Source organism: Solimonas flava DSM 18980 (assembly GCF_000426685.1).
GTDB lineage: Bacteria > Pseudomonadota > Gammaproteobacteria > Nevskiales > Nevskiaceae > Solimonas > Solimonas flava.
Map to the genome: position 1 here is coordinate 444,016 of NZ_AUFV01000001.1, position 16,120 is coordinate 460,135.

The 16,120-nt window shown below is 70.0% G+C and carries 13 protein-coding genes; 8 read left to right on the forward strand and 5 right to left on the reverse strand.

Features of this window, described 5'->3' with window-relative positions; translation table 11 throughout:
* Positions 1 to 4: 4 nt before the first annotated feature.
* A complete protein-coding gene (locus K343_RS0101920) occupies positions 5 to 589 on the forward strand; it encodes a nitroreductase (protein ID WP_028006618.1) in 585 nt (194 codons plus the stop codon).
* 22 nt (positions 590 to 611) lie between these two features.
* Here K343_RS0101920 and K343_RS0101925 read toward each other — a convergent pair whose 3' ends face one another.
* Complete coding sequence (locus K343_RS0101925; protein WP_051277848.1) at positions 612 to 1,073, reverse strand: ion channel; 462 nt, start codon at positions 1,071 to 1,073, stop codon at positions 612 to 614.
* Between the two features lie 110 nt (positions 1,074 to 1,183).
* On the opposite strand from K343_RS0101925, the gene glgP reads away from it, so the two are divergent.
* From glgP to K343_RS0101960, 7 genes are all read left to right on the forward strand, one after another.
* Complete coding sequence (glgP, locus tag K343_RS0101930) at positions 1,184 to 3,673, forward strand: alpha-glucan family phosphorylase (RefSeq protein WP_245585092.1); 2,490 nt, start codon at positions 1,184 to 1,186, stop codon at positions 3,671 to 3,673.
* A gap of 108 nt (positions 3,674 to 3,781) precedes the next feature.
* Positions 3,782 to 5,275, forward strand: a complete 1,494-nt coding sequence (locus K343_RS0101935) for a mannose-1-phosphate guanylyltransferase/mannose-6-phosphate isomerase (protein WP_051277849.1) — start codon at positions 3,782 to 3,784, stop codon at positions 5,273 to 5,275.
* Between the two features lie 4 nt (positions 5,276 to 5,279).
* Positions 5,280 to 6,680 carry a phosphohexomutase domain-containing protein gene (locus K343_RS0101940; protein ID WP_281169364.1) on the forward strand — a complete coding sequence of 467 codons (1,401 nt, stop codon included), beginning with the start codon at positions 5,280 to 5,282 and terminating at the stop codon, positions 6,678 to 6,680.
* Positions 6,681 to 6,821: 141 nt separating this feature from the next.
* The gene (ppsA, locus tag K343_RS0101945) at positions 6,822 to 9,230 is read left to right on the forward strand and encodes a phosphoenolpyruvate synthase (RefSeq protein ID WP_028006623.1); all 2,409 of its coding nucleotides are present in this window, start codon (positions 6,822 to 6,824) and stop codon (positions 9,228 to 9,230) included.
* Positions 9,220 to 10,659 (forward strand): WS/DGAT domain-containing protein, encoded by a 1,440-nt coding sequence (locus tag K343_RS0101950; RefSeq protein ID WP_084615604.1) that lies wholly within the window; start codon positions 9,220 to 9,222, stop codon positions 10,657 to 10,659. Before ppsA ends, K343_RS0101950 begins: the two co-directional genes overlap by 11 nt.
* Before the next feature lie 45 nt (positions 10,660 to 10,704).
* Positions 10,705 to 11,940, forward strand: a complete 1,236-nt coding sequence (locus tag K343_RS0101955; RefSeq protein WP_028006625.1) for an MgtC/SapB family protein — start codon at positions 10,705 to 10,707, stop codon at positions 11,938 to 11,940.
* Positions 11,941 to 12,048: 108 nt separating this feature from the next.
* Positions 12,049 to 12,816, forward strand: a complete 768-nt coding sequence (locus K343_RS0101960) for a Crp/Fnr family transcriptional regulator (RefSeq protein ID WP_028006626.1) — start codon at positions 12,049 to 12,051, stop codon at positions 12,814 to 12,816.
* A gap of 21 nt (positions 12,817 to 12,837) precedes the next feature.
* Here the strand turns inward: K343_RS0101960 and K343_RS0101965 are convergent, their stop codons facing one another.
* Genes K343_RS0101965 through K343_RS0101980 form a run of 4 tightly spaced genes read right to left on the reverse strand, consistent with a single transcriptional unit; the run spans position 12,838 to position 16,119 of the window.
* Entirely contained in the window at positions 12,838 to 13,449 is a 612-nt protein-coding gene (locus K343_RS0101965; protein WP_028006627.1) for a response regulator transcription factor, read from the reverse strand.
* An 18-nt stretch (positions 13,450 to 13,467) separates the two neighbouring features.
* A complete protein-coding gene (locus K343_RS0101970) occupies positions 13,468 to 14,994 on the reverse strand; it encodes a PAS domain-containing sensor histidine kinase (RefSeq protein WP_051277850.1) in 1,527 nt (508 codons plus the stop codon).
* A gap of 49 nt (positions 14,995 to 15,043) precedes the next feature.
* Positions 15,044 to 15,484, reverse strand: a complete 441-nt coding sequence (locus K343_RS24725) for a thioredoxin family protein (protein ID WP_161628848.1) — start codon at positions 15,482 to 15,484, stop codon at positions 15,044 to 15,046.
* Positions 15,481 to 16,119, reverse strand: a complete 639-nt coding sequence (locus K343_RS0101980) for a sulfite exporter TauE/SafE family protein (RefSeq protein WP_028006629.1) — start codon at positions 16,117 to 16,119, stop codon at positions 15,481 to 15,483. Before K343_RS0101980 ends, K343_RS24725 begins: the two co-directional genes overlap by 4 nt.
* Position 16,120: the final 1 nt, after the last annotated feature.

Sequence of the window (16,120 nt, forward strand, 5' to 3'; positions counted from 1 at the left end):
CCGCATGGATGTCATGAAGGCGATTTATCACCGGCGCGCAGTCCGCCGCTACACCGACCAGGAAGTGACGCGGGAGCTGGTCGAGAACCTGATCGGCGACGCCGTGCAGGCGCCGAGCGCTTTCAATGCGCAGCCCTGGTCGTTTGCGGCGAGCACCGATGCCGCGCTGCTGCGCCATATCGCCGCGCAGGTGCGCCGCCATCTGGTCGAGACCGCCGGCGCCGATTCGCAGCTGCTGCGCCTGATGCCCGAACTGCTCGACGAAAGCTTCGACGTGTTCTACGGCGCGCCGGCGCTGATCGTGATTTGCGCGACCGAGGACGGCGAATGGATCGCCGAGGAATGCGGCATGGCGGCGCAGAACCTGATGCTCGCCGCCTGCGTGCAGAAGCTCGGCAGCTGCTGCATCGGTCTGGCGCGTGACTGGCTCGAACAGCCGGACAGCAAGCAGTTGCTCGGCATCCCGGCCGACTACCGCCCGGTGCTGCCGATCATCGTCGGTCATCCATACGGCGAACAGCGCGCGACGATGCCGCGCCGCGCGCCGGACATTCACTGGATGCCGTCGCGGCCGGACGCCGGCGCCTGACACGCCGGACGCCGCGCCGCGCTCAGGGGCGCCAGTAGCGCTGCATTTCGAGATAGGTGTACGAGGCCGACCAGGTCAGCAGCACGAAACCTGTCAGCGCCTCGCTGCCGAGGACCAGGCGCAGCGGCCCGCGCGGTGCGAGATCGCCGTAGCCGACCGTGGTGTAGGTCGTCGTCGACAGGTAGACCGCATCGAGCAGGCGCACCGGCTCGGCGCCGCCGATCGTGCCGAGTGCCGGGAAGTACGTGAGTCCGTGGATGGCGATGCCGAACAGCCAGATCTCGGCGATGTGCAGGCCGATGATGCAGAAAATCAGCAGCAGCACGCGCGAGCGCCCGGCCAGACGCAGATGCGGCATCCACGCGTTGAGCCGCGCCAGGCCTTCGTAATGCATGCCAACCGCGGCCAGCACCAGACCGACCGTCGCCAGCACCGCGAGCCAGTGTTCGGGCGAGACGGCGGCGCTGAAGATATCGGGTGTCATGCGGATCGTAGGCAAACCGGGCAGGCGGAACGGGACGGCGTCGCAGGCTATACCGCGGCCTTGACGGTCATCAAGGCAAGGCGCGGCGCCGGACCGCTATGCTGCACGCCATGATCGATCTGCCCGCCCCGCTGTCGGCGCTCGATGCGCTCGCCCGCGACCTGCGCTGGACCTGGAACCACGCCGGCGATGCGATGTGGGCGATGGTCGACGCCGAGCTGTGGCGCCGCACGCAAAGCCCGTGGACGGTGCTGGAAAATCTGAGCCCGGAGCGCGCCGCGACGCTGGCGGCGGACGCCGGCTTTCTGGCGACGCTCGCCGAGGTCGTCGCCGAACACCAGCAATATCTCGAATCGCCGGGCGCTTTCGCGCGCCGCGCCGACGCCGAGCACCTGAAGGGCATCGCCTTCTTCAGCATGGAGTTCGGCCTCAGCGAATCACTGCCGATCTACGCCGGCGGCCTCGGCATCCTCGCCGGCGATTATCTGAAGGCCGCCAGCGACCTCGGCGTGCCGGCGGTCGGCATCGGCCTGCTCTACGCGCAGGGCTATCTGCGCCAGTCGATCGACCGCGAGCACCGGCAGCGCGAGACGTATCCGTACAACGACCCGGCCAGCCTGCCGGTGCAGCGCACGCACGGCATCGACGGCGCGCCGCTGACCCTGCGCCTGCCGCTGCCCGGCCGGACGCTGCATGTGCGCGTCTGGGAAGCGCGCGTCGGACGCGTGCGTCTGTACCTGCTCGACAGCAACGACCCGGCCAACAGCGACACCGATCGCGGCATCACCTCGCGCCTGTACGGCGACGGCGCCGAGACGCGCCTGCTGCAGCAGCTGGTGCTCGGCATCTGCGGCTGGTCGCTGGTCGAGACGCTCGGCCTGCCGATCGACTTCTGCCATATCAACGAGGGCCACGCCGCGTTCGCGGTGCTGGAACGCGCGCGCCGCTTCATGCGGCGCAACGGTACCGCCTTCATCGACGCGCTGTGGGCCACACGGCCGGCCAATCTGTTCACCACGCACACCTCGGTCAGCGCCGCCTTCGACGCCTTTGATCCGTCGCTGCTGCGCCAGTACTCGATCCTGGTCGAACAGCAGTTCGGTGAGTCGGTCGAGACCTTGCTGGCGCTCGGCCAGCGTCATGCCGGCGATCCGGACGCACGCTTCGAGCCGGCCTGTCTGGCGCTGCGCGGCTGCGGCAGCGTCAACGGCGTCAGCCGCCTGCACGGCCGCGTCAGCCGCCGCCTGTTCGCCGAGCTGTATCCGCGCTGGCCGATCGACGAGGTGCCGGTCGGGCACGTCACCAACGGCGTGCACGTACCGACCTGGGATTCGCGCTGGGCCGACGAGATGTGGACGCGGACCTGCGGCAAGGAGCGCTGGTGCGCCGGGATCGAGGCGCTGCCCGACGCGGTCGCCGCGGTCGACGACGCCAGCCTGTGGTCGCTGGCGGCGCAACGCCGCAGCGAACTGGTCGAGCGCGTGCGCACGCGGCTGGCCGCGCAGCTGACGCAGCGCGGCGCGACGCCGGAGCAGATCGACGCGGCCGCCCTGGTGCTCGACGCCAACGTGCTGACGATCGGTTTCGCGCGCCGTTTCACCGGCTACAAGCGCCCGGATCTGCTGCTCGGCGACGGCGAACGCCTGCGCCGCCTGCTGCTCGATCCGCAGCGGCCGGTGCAGCTGCTGCTCGCCGGCCTGGCGCACCCGAACGATCTCGAAGCCAAGGACATGATCCGGCGCTGGGTCGACTTCGCCAACGAGCCGGCGGTGCGCGGCCACGTGGTCTTTCTCGAAAACTACGACATCGGCCTCGCCCAGGATCTCGTGCAGGGCGTCGATCTCTGGCTCAACACGCCGGTGCGCGGCCGCGAGGCCTGCGGCACCAGCGGCATGAAGGTGCTCGCCAACGGCGGCCTCAATCTGTCGACGCTCGACGGCTGGTGGGACGAAGCCTATGCCGAGGACGTCGGCTGGGTGATCGGCGACAGTGTCGAAACCCGCGACGACGCCGGCGATGCCGCGCAGCTGTACGCCGTGCTCGAGGAGGACGTGGTCCCGGCCTTCTACACGCGCGACGCCAGCGGCCTGCCGCGCGACTGGGTACGGCGCATGCGGCACAGCATGTCGCAGCTGACGCCGCGCTACAGCAGCAACCGCATGCTGCTGGAGTATGTCGAGGACTATTACCGGCCGGGCGCCGACCTCGCCCGCCGCCGCGGCGCCGACGGCGCCGGCGCCGCGCATGCGTTGCGCGTCTGGCATGAGCAGCTCGCCCGGCTCTGGCCGCAGATCCATTTCGGCGCGCCGCAGGCCCTCGGCGACGGTGCGGCGCGGCGGATGCGCGTCGCCGTCTATCTCGGCGACGTGCCGGCCGGCGACGTGCGCGTCGAGCTCTATGCCGACGCCGACGGCGCGCATGCACCCGAGCACATCGTCATGAGCCGCGGCGAGGCCGTGGTCGGCGCGCACAACGGCTATTTCTACGAAGCCGCGCTGCCGGGCCCGCGGCCGGCGGCGCACTACACGCCGCGCGCCGTCGCCCAGCATGGCCAGGATCTGCTGCCCTCGGAAGTCGGCCTGATCGCCTGGCAGCGCTGAGCGTCCGGCGCGGCCACGCCATCGGTGTGGTATCGAACAGTCGGTGCCTTGCCCTTCGTCGATGCTGGCATCGGCCGGATCCGCGGCCCGCTTGCAGACAGACCGCTCATGAAAAATCCGCCAAGACTGAGCCGCTCGACGCGCACCAAGGCGATCGTGCCGGTCGTCCTCTGCGGCGGCAGCGGCACGCGCCTGTGGCCGCTGTCGCGCGAGCAGCATCCGAAACAGTTCCTATCGCTGCTCGGCGAGCACAGTCTGTTCCAGGACACCGTGCGGCGCACGACGCAGGTCGGCCACGTGCTCGGGCCGGTGGTCGTCGGCGCCGCCGCGCAGCGCTTCATGCTTGCCGAGCAGCTGCGCGAGATACAGATCGACGACGCCGTATTGCTGCTGGAACCCGAAGCGCGCAATACCGCGCCGGCGGTCGCCGCCGCCGTGCATTTCGTCGCCGAGGCCTTCGGCCCGGAGGCGCTGGTGTTCGTGATGGCCGCCGACCACGCGATCGCCGATACGCCCGCCTTCGTGGCGGCGGCGGCGGCCGCCGCCGAAGCCGCCGAGCAGGGCCATATCGTCACCTTCGGCATCAAGCCGACACGGCCGGAAACCGGCTACGGCTACGTCAGGGTGCGCGACGGCGCGGTCCCCGGTGCCGGCGGCGCGTATGCGGTCGACGGCTTCGTCGAGAAACCGTCGCTCGAACGCGCCCGGCAGTTCGTCGAACAGGGCGACCATTACTGGAACGGCGGCCTGTTCCTGTTCCGCGCCGGGCGCTTCCTGTCCGAGCTGCGCCGCTTCGAGCCGGAAACCCATCTGCGCGCCCGCGAGGCGCTGGAGCGCGCGCACCGCGAGGCCGGCGCGATCAGCCTCGACCCCGAGCCGTGGCGCGCCTGCCGCAACGAATCGATCGACTACGCGGTGATGGAAAAGACCGATCGCCTGGCGCTGGTGCCGCTCGATGCCGGCTGGGACGACGTCGGCTCGTGGAGCTTCCTCGAGCGCCTGCCGGCCAGCGATGAAAGCGACAATCACGCGCAGGGCGATGTGTTGCTGGAAGACGCGCACCGCAATCTCGTGCATTCGAGCGGCCGGCTCGTCGCGCTGGTCGGCGTCGACGATCACGTCGTCGTCGAAACCGGCGACGCGGTGCTGGTGATGGCGAAGAACCGCAGCCAGGACGTCAAGAAAATCGTGCAGTCGCTCAAGCAGCGCCGGCGCGTCGAAGCCGAGCAGCACCGGCGCGTCTACCGGCCCTGGGGCCACTACGAAACGATCGCCGGCGGCGAGCGCTTCCAGGTCAAGCGCATCGTCGTCAAACCGGGCGCGCAGCTGTCGCTGCAGATGCATTTCCATCGCGCCGAGCACTGGGTCGTCGTCAAGGGCACGGCGCGCGTCAGCTGCGGCGACAAGAGCTTCATCGTCTCCGAGGACCAGTCGACCTACATCCCGCTCGGCAACACGCACCGTCTCGAGAATCCCGGCAAGGTGCCGCTCGAACTGATCGAGGTGCAGACCGGCTGCTATCTGGGCGAGGACGACATCGTGCGGCTCAGCGACAGCTACGGCCGCGTCGAGCCGGCGGCGGCGCCGCCGCATGGAGCCTGAGAGCGTGGCCATCGTCCCGGCATCACCGGCCGGCGCGCCGGCGACGGCCGACGCGGCGCTGGCCTGCTTCAAGGCCTATGACATCCGCGGCCGCGTGCCGGACGAGCTCGACGCCACGCTCGCCTACCGCCTCGGGCTCGCCTACGCGCGGCGTTTCACGCCGCGGACCGTGGCGCTCGGCCGCGACGTGCGGCATTCCAGTCCGATGCTGCAGGATGCGCTGGCGCTCGGGCTCGAGCACGGCGGCGCGCACGTGCTCGACCTCGGCCTGTGCGGCACCGAGGAGGTCTACTTCGCGGCGTTCCAGCCCGGCGTCGACGGCGGCATCATGGTCACCGCCTCGCACAATCCGATCGAGTACAACGGACTCAAGCTGGTGCGTGGCGGCGCCCGGCCGATCTCCGGCGACTCGGGCCTGCGCGAGCTGGAAGCCGAAGTGCGCCGCTCGCGCGCCACCCCGTACGGGCGGCCGCGCAGCGAACGGCATTCGTTCCGCGCGGCCTACGTCGCCCATCTGCTCGGCTACCTGCAGCGCGACACCCTCAAGCCGCTGAAGATCGCCGTGAATCCCGGCAACGGCGGTGCCGGACTCGTGGTCGACGCGCTGGCGCCGCAGCTGCCGTTCGCGATCGAGCGCCTGTACGCCGAGCCCGACGGCGATTTTCCGCACGGCATTCCCAACCCGCTGCTGCCGCAGAACCGCACCGCGACCGCCGACTTCGTGCGTGCGACCGGCGCCGATTTCGGCGTCGCCTGGGACGGCGACTTCGACCGCTGCTTCCTGTTCGACGAGCACGGCACGTTCATCGAGGGCTATTACATCGTCGGTCTGCTCGCCGCGGCGATGCTGCGCCGGCATCCCGGCGCGAAGATCATCCACGACCCGCGTCTGACCTGGAACACGATCGACATCGTCCGCGGCGCCGGCGGCGTGCCGGTGCAGAGCAAGACCGGCCATGCGTTCATCAAGGAACGCATGCGCGCCGAGAACGCCGTCTACGGCGGCGAGATGAGCGCGCACCACTACTTCCGCGACTTCGCCTACTGCGACAACGGCACGATCCCGTGGCTGCTGGTCGCCCAGCTCGTCAGCCAGACCGGGCTGCCGCTGTCGCAGCTGGTCGGCGAGCGCATGAAGATGTTCCCGGCCAGCGGCGAGATCAACCGCAAGGTCGCCGACATCGGCGCGACGCTGGCCGCGATCGAGGCGCGCTATGCGCCGGACGCGAGCAGCGTCGAGCACGTCGACGGCGTGTCGGTCGCGTTCGCCGACTGGCGCTTCAACCTGCGCGGCTCGAACACCGAGCCGGTGCTGCGCCTCAACGTCGAGTCGCGCGGCGACGCCGCGCTGATGTGTGAACGCACGCACGAACTGCTGGCGCTGATCGGCGGCGAGCCGGCCTGAGGCCGTGGCCGATTGACGATCGTCAATGCCGCCCTGGCCCTGCGGGCGGAAGCTGGCCCGGACCATGGCGGCACGGCCGTCATGTCTTCCCCCCCAGCACCGTCCGGCCCTCGCCGCCGACGGCACCGTCGCGAGGTCGTCATGCAAAATTCGTCCCCCTATGCCGTTTCGTTCGAGAATGCCGGCGGCGTCGCTTCGGTCGGCGGCAAGAATGCCTCGCTCGGCGAGCTGATCCGCACGCTCGGCGACGCCGGCATCCGCGTGCCGGCCGGCTTCGCGACGACTGCCGACGCCTACCGGCGCTTCGTCGCCGACAATCAGCTCGACCGCACGATCGACGCCGCACTCGGCGACTGGCATGCCGGGCGCGTGACGCTGGCCGCCGCCGGCACCCGCATCCGCAACGCCTTTCTCGAAGCGCACTGGCCGGCCGAGATCGAACTGGCGATCCGCGAGGCCTACATGGTGCTCTGCGCACGCAGCGGCAAGGACAGCGCGGCCGTCGCCGTGCGTTCGAGCGCGACCGCCGAGGATCTGCCGAATGCCAGCTTCGCCGGACAGCAGGAGACCTTTCTCAACGTCACCGGCACCGGCGCGCTGCTCGATGCCTGCCGTCGCTGCTACGCCTCGCTGTTCACCGACCGCGCGATCGCCTACCGCCACGAACGCGGCTTCGACTCCGCCAAGATCGCGCTGTCGATCGGCGTGCAGCAGATGGTGCGTTCCGATCTCGGCAGCTCCGGCGTGATGTTCACGCTCGATACCGAGAGCGGCTTCGACAAGGTCGTGCTGATCAATGCCGCCTGGGGTCTCGGCGAGACCGTCGTGCAGGGCCTCGTCGACCCGGACGAATACATGGTCTTCAAGCCGCTGCTCGGCGATGCGCGCTACGTGCCGATCATCGAGCGCAAGCGCGGCGAGAAGGAAGTGAAGATGATCTTCAGCGCCGATGCCGGCGGCGGCACGCACAGCGTGGCGACCAGTGCCGAGGAGCGCCAGGCGCGCGTGCTCGACGACGAGGCGATCCAGCAGCTCGCCCGCTGGGGCTGCGCGATCGAAAAACACTACGGCGTGCCGATGGATATCGAATGGGCGCGCGACGGCGAAACCGGCGAGCTGTTCATCGTCCAGGCGCGCCCGGAAACGGTGCACACGCAGCGCGACGCCCTGACGATGAAGTCCTACCGCCTGCAGGCGCCCGGCAAGCGCCTGCTCGAAGGGCTGGCGATCGGCGAAGCGGCGGTCTGCGGCGCGGCGGTGCGCGTCAGCAACCCGCACGAGGTCGAGAAGTTCCCGGACGGCGCCGTGCTGGTCGCCGAAAACACCGACCCGGACTGGGTGCCGATCATGCGCAAGGCGGCGGCGATCGTCACCGACCACGGCGGCCGCACCTCGCACGCGGCGATCGTCAGCCGCGAACTCGGCGTGCCGGCGCTGATCGGCACCGGCAAGGCGACGCAGGTGCTGCGCGACGGCCAGATGGTCACCGTCGCCTGCTCCGAAGGCGAAGTCGGCCACGTCTACGACGGCAAGGCCGAAGTCATCGTCGAGGAGCACTCGCTGCGCAACCTGCCGGCGACGCACACGCGCCTGATGCTGAATCTCGCCAACCCGGACGCCGCGTTCCGCTGGTGGCGGCTGCCGGCCGACGGCGTCGGCCTGGCGCGCATGGAATTCGTCATCAGCAACGCAATCAAGATCCATCCGATGGCCCTGCTCCATCCGGAACGCATCAGCGATCCGGAGGCGCGCGCGCAGATCGAGCGCCTGACCGCCGGCTATAGCGACAAGGCCGAGTACTTCGTCGAGCGCCTGGCGACCGGCCTCGCGCGCCTGGCGGCCGTGGTGCATCCGAAGCCCTGCGTGATCCGCCTGTCCGACTTCAAGACCAACGAGTACGCCGATCTGATCGGCGGCGCCGACTTCGAGCCGCACGAGGAAAACCCGATGCTCGGCTTCCGCGGCGCCTCGCGCTACTACTCGCCGCGCTATCGCGACGGCTTCGCGCTGGAATGCCGCGCGATCAAGCGCCTGCGCGAAACCATGGGTTTCGACAATGTCATCATCATGGTGCCGTTCTGCCGCACGCTCGGCGAGGCCGATCGCGTGCTCGAGGTGCTCGCCGAAAACGGCCTGCGCCGCGGCGAGTTCGGCCTGAAGATCTACGTGATGTGCGAAATTCCGTCGAACGTAATCCTCGCCGAGAAGTTCGCGCGGCGCTTCGACGGCTTCTCGATCGGCAGCAACGACCTCACGCAGCTGACGCTCGGCGTCGACCGCGACTCGGCGGAACTGGCGGACCTGTTCGACGAAAGCGATCCGGCGGTGCGCGCGCTGATCGAGACCGTGATCGAGCGCGCCCACCGCGCCGGCGCCAGCGTCGGCATCTGCGGCGAGGCGCCGAGCGCGCATCCGGCGTTCGCGCAGTTCCTGGTCCAGGCCGATATCGACTCGATTTCGGTGAACCCGTCGAGCTTCCTTGCGGTCAAGAGCAATATCGCTTCGACCGAAGTGCAGCCCTCGGGCAAGGAACTCCGCCATGCCAGTTGATGAAATCAATCCCGTAAGCGAGCTGTGGCCGTCCGAGGCGATGCCCTCGGTCGACCGCGCCTGGCTCGAGATGGACATGGACAAGAGTCCGATGGTCATCTCGGCGGTGCTCGACCTCGAAGGCGTCAGCGACCTCGAAGTCCTGCAGCGCGAAATCCTCGCCCGGCTGATGCGCCATCCGCGCTTCGCCCAGCAGATCGACGACTCGCGCCGTCCCTCGGCGTGGCGCCGTGCGCGCGACTTCGAGCCGGCGCAACACATCGGCATCCGCCATGTCACCGAGCACGAGCTGCCGGCGGCGGTCGCCGACGAAATGCGCCGCGGACTCGACCGCGAGCGCCCGCTGTGGCACGTCACCCTGTTCCCGGTCGGCGAGCATCGTGTCACCGTGCTGTTCCGCGCCCATCACGCGATGGGCGACGGCGTCGGCTTCATCCAGCTGCTGCTGGGCCTGCATGACGACGTCGAGGCGCCGCCACCGCCGCTGCCGGCCCTGCCGCGACGCGGCCCGCTGGCGCCGCTGATCGAGCGCCTGCAGGACGTCGACGCCTCGCTGCTGCGCCTGCGCGGCTTTCTCGCGCGCAGCGGCGAGGACCCGCTCGGCCTGCTGTCGCAGACCGTTTCGCTCGGCCGCGACGCCGCCACGCTGCTGGCGCTGCTGGCGCGCGGCGGCGAACGTCCGCATCAGTTCAGCGCACCGCTGTCCGGCCACCGCGCGGTGGCCTGGAGCCACGAACTGCCGACCACCGCGGCGATCAAGCGGGCCGCGCACGCGCTCGGCTGCACGCACAACGATCTGATGCTGACGGCGCTGGCCGGCGCCTTCGCGCACTATCTGCATGCCGAATGCCGCGAAGACATCGCGCCCGAGCAGGAACTGCGCATCGCCATCCCGATCAACCTGCGCAAGTGCTCGGACGCGATGCTCAGCAATCGCTTCGGCCTTGGCCTGCTCGACCTGCCGGTCGGCATCAGCAACCCGCACAAGCGCCTCGCCGTCGTCGTCGAGCGCACGCGCCGCCTCAAGAACTCGCGCGAGGCGCACGCCGTCTTCATCGGCCTGGCGGTCGCCGGCGAGCTGCCGGGCCGCATCGAGCGCAATCTGGTCGGCCTGATCGCGCGCAAAGCCTGTGCCGTGGTCTCCAATCTGCCGGGGCCGGAGCAAAGCCTGCACTTCGCCGGCGCGCGCATCGCCAACATCGTGTTCTGGCCGCCGCAGAGCGGCGGCATCGGCATCGGCGTCAGCCTGCTCAGCTACGCCGGGCGCAGCACGCTGGGCATCTCCTCGGACGTCGCCGTGCTACGATCGCCGCGCGCCTTGCTCGACGCCTTTGTCGAAGAGCTCGAAGCGCTGCTCCATGACGCGGCGCCGGCAACGCGCACGAACCGAACCACGACCCGGCCCCGCGCCCGCCGCGCCAAGGCCTGATGGAGCGCGCATGGATGCCAGTACGAGTGCGGGGCCTGCCCGCCGGTGAGCGATGCCACTTCGATCGGCGTGTCGCTGCTGATCGGCCTTCTGATCGGAATCGAGCGCGGCTGGCATGAGCGCGACGCCGGCGACGGTCAGCGCATCGCCGGCATCCGCACCTTCTCCCTGATCGGCCTGTTCGGCGGCGTCTGCGCCGCGTTCGGCGACGGCGCGCCGTTCGTGCTCGGCGCCGGCCTGCTCGGTCTGGCCGGGGTCCTGGCCTTCGCCCAGCACGGCTATCCGGAGCGCCGCGACCACGGCATCACCACGCTGATTGCCGCGCTGCTGACGTACGGACTCGGCGCCCTCGCCGTGCACGGCGAGCCAGCGATCGCCGGCGGCGCGGCGGTGCTGACGACCGCGCTGCTCGGCCTCAAGCAGCCGATCCACCAGCTGCTGCAGCGCCTGCAGGCCACCGAGCTGCTGGCCGCACTGCAGCTGCTGCTGCTCGCCGTGGTCATCATGCCCTTGCTGCCCAAGCACGCGCTCGATCCCTGGCGGCTCGTCAGCCCGTACGAGTTCGCCAGTCTGGTGCTGCTGCTGGCGCTGCTGTCGTTCGCCGGCTACGTCGCGGTGCGCCTGTTCGGCTGGCGCCTCGGGGCGCTGATGAGCGGCGCCGCCGGCGGCCTGGTGTCGTCGACCGCGGTCATCGTCAACTGGGCCCCGCTGCTGCGCGAGGGCGCTGCCTCGCAGCGCGCGGCGAGCGGCGCGATGCTCGCCGCCTGCGGCGTGATGCCGATGCGCGTGCTGGTGCTCGGCTCGCTGATCGCTCCGGTGCTGGCGCCGCACCTGATCGGGCCGGCACTGCTGATGACGCTGGTCCTGCTGCCGTTCATCCTGCTGCGTCTGCCGCCGGCCGGTGCGGTCGCCGAATCCCGGCTGCCGCTGCGCAATCCGATGAGCCTGTGGAGCGCGGCGCGCTTTGCGGTGCTGCTGGTGATCGTGATGATCGCCGTCGAGCTGGCGCGCCGGCATTTCGGCGCGCCAGGCCCGCTCTACGCCGCCGCGGTCGGCGGCCTCGCCGATGTCGACGCGGTCACGCTGACGCTGGCGCGGCTGGTCGCGGCCGGCAGCGACGGCCGCATCGCCACGACCGGCATGGTGCTGGCGATGCTGGTCAACAACGTCGTCAAGGCGACGATGGCCGGCGTGCTCGGCGGCCGGCCGGCGTGGCGACAGGTCGCCGCGCCCCTGATGTTGAGCAATCTGGCCGGCGGCCTGGCCCTGTTTCTGGTCTGATCCGCAATCGACTACGTAGTTTCCGCAGGCCGACTACGCGGAAATCCGAATGGGCGGCCTTGGTGCGCTTCCTTACAGTACCTCCACGTTCAAGCGGGGGTACACACCATGTCGACGCAGAGCCAGTGCAACACCGAAGTCTCCGAACCGTGCCGCAGCTGCATGCGCCAGGGCGCCTGCCTCGGCGCCGTGGTCCAGGAAGCGGCATCGTCGACCTGCGTGACGGTCGTCACGCTGCAGCGCGGGCAGAGCCTGCACCGCGTCGGCGATCCGGCCAACGCCATCTATGTGGTGCAGTCCGGGGCCTTGAAGTCGCGCCGCAACTCGGTGCAGGGCGAGGAGGAAATCGTCGCTTTCCGCCTGCCGGGCGACACCCTCGGCCTCGATGATTTCGGCCAGATGCAGCGCGGCACCGAAGCCGTCGCGCTGTGCCCGACCCGCGTCTGCCGCATGCCGCTCGACGTGCTGCAGAGCGAAGTGCATCTGTCCTCGGCCGTCGCGGAGCGCCTGTTCAACGACCTCGGCCAGGAATTCGAACGTCTGCACGAGCGTCTGCAGAACGAGCGCCGCTCGGCGCAGTCGCGCATCGCCAGCTTCCTGCTCGCGCAGCTGCAGCGCCGCCGCCGCCTGTTCGGCGCGCAGATCGACCGCTTCACGCTGCCGATGACCCGCGTCGACCTCGGCCGCTTCCTCGGGCTGGCGACCGAAACCGTGTCGCGCATGTTCACGCGCCTGCAGCTCGATGGCGTGATCGCCTGCGACGGCAACAGCGTGCAGGTGCTCGATACCGAGGCGCTGCAGCAGCAGGCCGGCGAGCAATCCTCCGCGGCCGCGCCGGTTGCCCGCGCGCGGCCGACCCTGGCCCGCGCCGCCTGAGGCGGCCGGGCCCGGGCGCTCTCAGGCCGGACTGCGCAGGTTCAGCAGCATCTGCACCAGCGGCCCGAGCGCCCGTGCGTCCATCTTCTGCATGATGTGGGCGCGATGCAGTTCGACGGTCCGCTCGGAAACACCGAGTTCGAGGGCGATGACCTTGTTGGCGTGGCCATCGACGAGACGCTGGGCGATTTCGCGTTCGCGCGGCGTCAGCGTCGCGTAGCGGGTCTCGATCTCGGAGCGCTGCTGGTTGGAGACCGCCTGCTTCTCGTCATTGTCGAGCGCACGGCGCACGCGGGTCAGCAGATCCTCGTCGTGAAAAGGTTTCTGCAGGAAATCGAAGGCGCCGGCGCGCATCGCCTCGACCGCCATCGGCACATCGCCATGGCCGGTCATGAAAATGACCGGCAGGCGGCTGCCGCGCTCCTTGAGCAGGCGCTGCACATCGAGCCCGCTCATGCGCGGCATGCGCACGTCGAGCAGCAGGCAGCCGCGCCACGAGGATTGCCATTCGGCGAGGAACCGGGCCGGGTCGTTGAAGCCGCGGCTCGGCAGACGCACGCTTTTGAGGAGCAGGACTACGCTGTCGCAGACCGCTTCCTCGTCGTCGACGATGTAGACCAGCGCCTCGCTCATGCTTCCCTCCCGTGGTGTTCAGTCGGCGATCGGCAGGCGCAGCACGAAGGTCGCGCCCGCGTTCTCGTTGACGTAGTAGCTTAGCTCGCCGCCGTGCGCGCGCGCGATCGACTGGCAGATCGACAGGCCGAGCCCCATGCCCTGCGGCTTGGTCGTATAGAACGGCTCGAACAGGTGGGCAGCCGCCTCGGCGCTGATGCCGGGCCCGCCGTCGACGACGCGAATCTCGACGAACATGCCAGCCAGCGCCGCGGTGACGATGTCGATGCGGTCGCTGGTGCGGACGCCGCCCATCGCCTCGAGCGCGTTGCGGACCAGATTGAGCAGCACCTGCTGGATCTGCACGGCGTCGCCGTGCACGTCCGGAACATCAGGATCCAGATGCGCGCGCAGGCGCACGCCGGCCTGACGGGTGTCGAACTCGACCAGCGGCAGCACGCCGTGCACGAGCTGGTTGACGTCGAGCCGCTCGCGCTGTTCCTCCTGGCGTCGCGTCAGCGCACGCAGGCCGCGGATCACCTGGCCGGCACGCTCGGCCTGGGCCGCGATCTTCTCGAGCGGCTCGAACAGATCTTCCGGCGTCGCCTGCCCGGATTGCAGCAGGCGGCGGCAGGCGCTCGCGTAGTTGGCGATCGCGGTCAGCGGCTGGTTCACCTCGTGGGCGATGCCGCTGACCATCTCGCCGAGCTGGCCGACGCGGCTGGCGTGCATCAGGCGCACGCGCAGCGCTTCGGCTTCGCGGTTGGCGGCGAGCACGGCGCTGCGGTCGACGATCTCGCTGATGATCAGTTCCGGCGTGCCGTCCTCGCCGGCCACGGCCGCGCTGTAGTGCAGCGCCTGCAGCTCCGAACCGTCGTGGCGACGGTAGCGGAACTCCTGGCGGAACTCGCCCTCGCCGTTCTGCAGGCGCTCGAAGGCGTCGAGCAGGCGCGGCCGGTCCTCCGGATGGACGAAATCCGAGTGCCGCATGCCGATCAGCGCCTCGACCGAGGCGCCGAACAGCTCGGCGCAGGCCCGGTTCGCGCGCAGGACGTGACCGGCGAGATCGGTGGTCATCATCGCCGTCGGCGCGTAATCGAAGATCAGGCGCAATTCCTCGCCGGTCTGGCGCAGCATCGCCTCCTGGTGCTTGCGCTCGGTGATGTCGCGCAGGATGCCGACGTAGCCGCGCACGCCGCCGGTGACGAACTCGCCGACCGATAGATCGATCGGGAACGTAGTGCCGTCCTTGCGCAACGCGACGACCTCGCGGCCGATGCCGATGATGCGGCGCTCGCCGGTGTGCGCGTAGCGATCGATGTAGGCGTCATGCTCGCCGCGATACGGCTGCGGCATCAGCATGCTGACATTGCGTCCGTGCACCTCGGCCGCGGCGTAGCCGAACAGCATCTCGGCGGAGCGGTTGAAGGCGATGATGTGGCCGGCGGCGTCGATCAGCATGATCGCGTCGACGGCGGCATCAAGCAGGGCACGCAGCGGATCGTCGGCGATCGGCGGCTGGTTGGCCATGGGCGGGGGCACGGTGAACAGGCGGTAGGCAGCCATCTTACTCATCCGCCGGATCGCCGGCAGCCAGGAAATGAAAAACGGGGGTTCAAACCCCTCTTCTGGCGACCGCCGCTTGGCGGTCGAGCCAGTCGAGCAGCGCTTCGAGCCGCATCGTGCCGCTGATGCGCCCGACTTCGCGGCCGCCCGCGTAATAGACCAGCGTCGGCAGGTTGGCGATGTCCTCGCGCGCCGCGATCGCCTCCTCCTCGTCGACGTTGCAGGTCGCAAAACCCAGATCGCGGCGATAGGACGCAGCGTCGGCGAAGATCGGCCCCATCACCGAGCACGGGCCGCACCAGGGCGCCCAGAAATGCACGACCGTCGGCCTTTCCGCTTCGCCGAGGCGCAGGTCGAAGTCTTCGGCGCTCAGCGCCTGCACGGCCGGCGGCAGCAATTCGCCGCAATTCGCGCAGGTGCCGCCGTTGCGCCCCGGGTCCGCACACCCGCACTGGGGACAGCGCACGAGGCCGTGAATGAAATCGCTCACGGCAGACACCACAGCCCGCCGTGGAAAGCCGGCATCGCGGCGGAGGCGGCGAAGCCGGTCACGCCGACCAGGATCATCAGGCCACCGGCGAGGCGCGGCGCCTGCTGCAGGCGCCCCATCCCGGCGAAGGCCCAGCCGCTGGCGGCGAGCAAGGGGCTGCTGCCGGCCGCGAACGCGGCGAGCAATGCCGCACCGAGCCAGGACGAGCCGCTGAAGGCGACGGCGGACAACGCGAAGTACAAGGTCGCACAGGGCATCAGCGCCCACAGCAGCCCGCGGCCGAAGCGGCGCCAGGGGCCGGCGTCGGTGCGCGGCACGCAGCAGGCCGGGACCCGCCGCCTGAGCTGGCGCCAGCCGAGGGCGACCAGCGCGACCGCCGCAATCAGTTGCAGGCTCAGACCCAGGCCGGTCGGCGGCAACAGCCGCGTCAGCAGCGCACCGCCGGCGCCGGCGGCGGCGCCGAGCAGCGCGTAGCCGACGATGCGGCCGGCATGCAGCGGCAACAGCTCAAGCAGCAACGGACGGCGTCCATCGCGCGGCAGGTGCAGTTGCTGGACCGCGCCGCACATCAGGCTGCAGTGCGGAGACGTGGCGAGCCCGGCAACGAACATGGCCGGAACGGCCAATTCGAACATT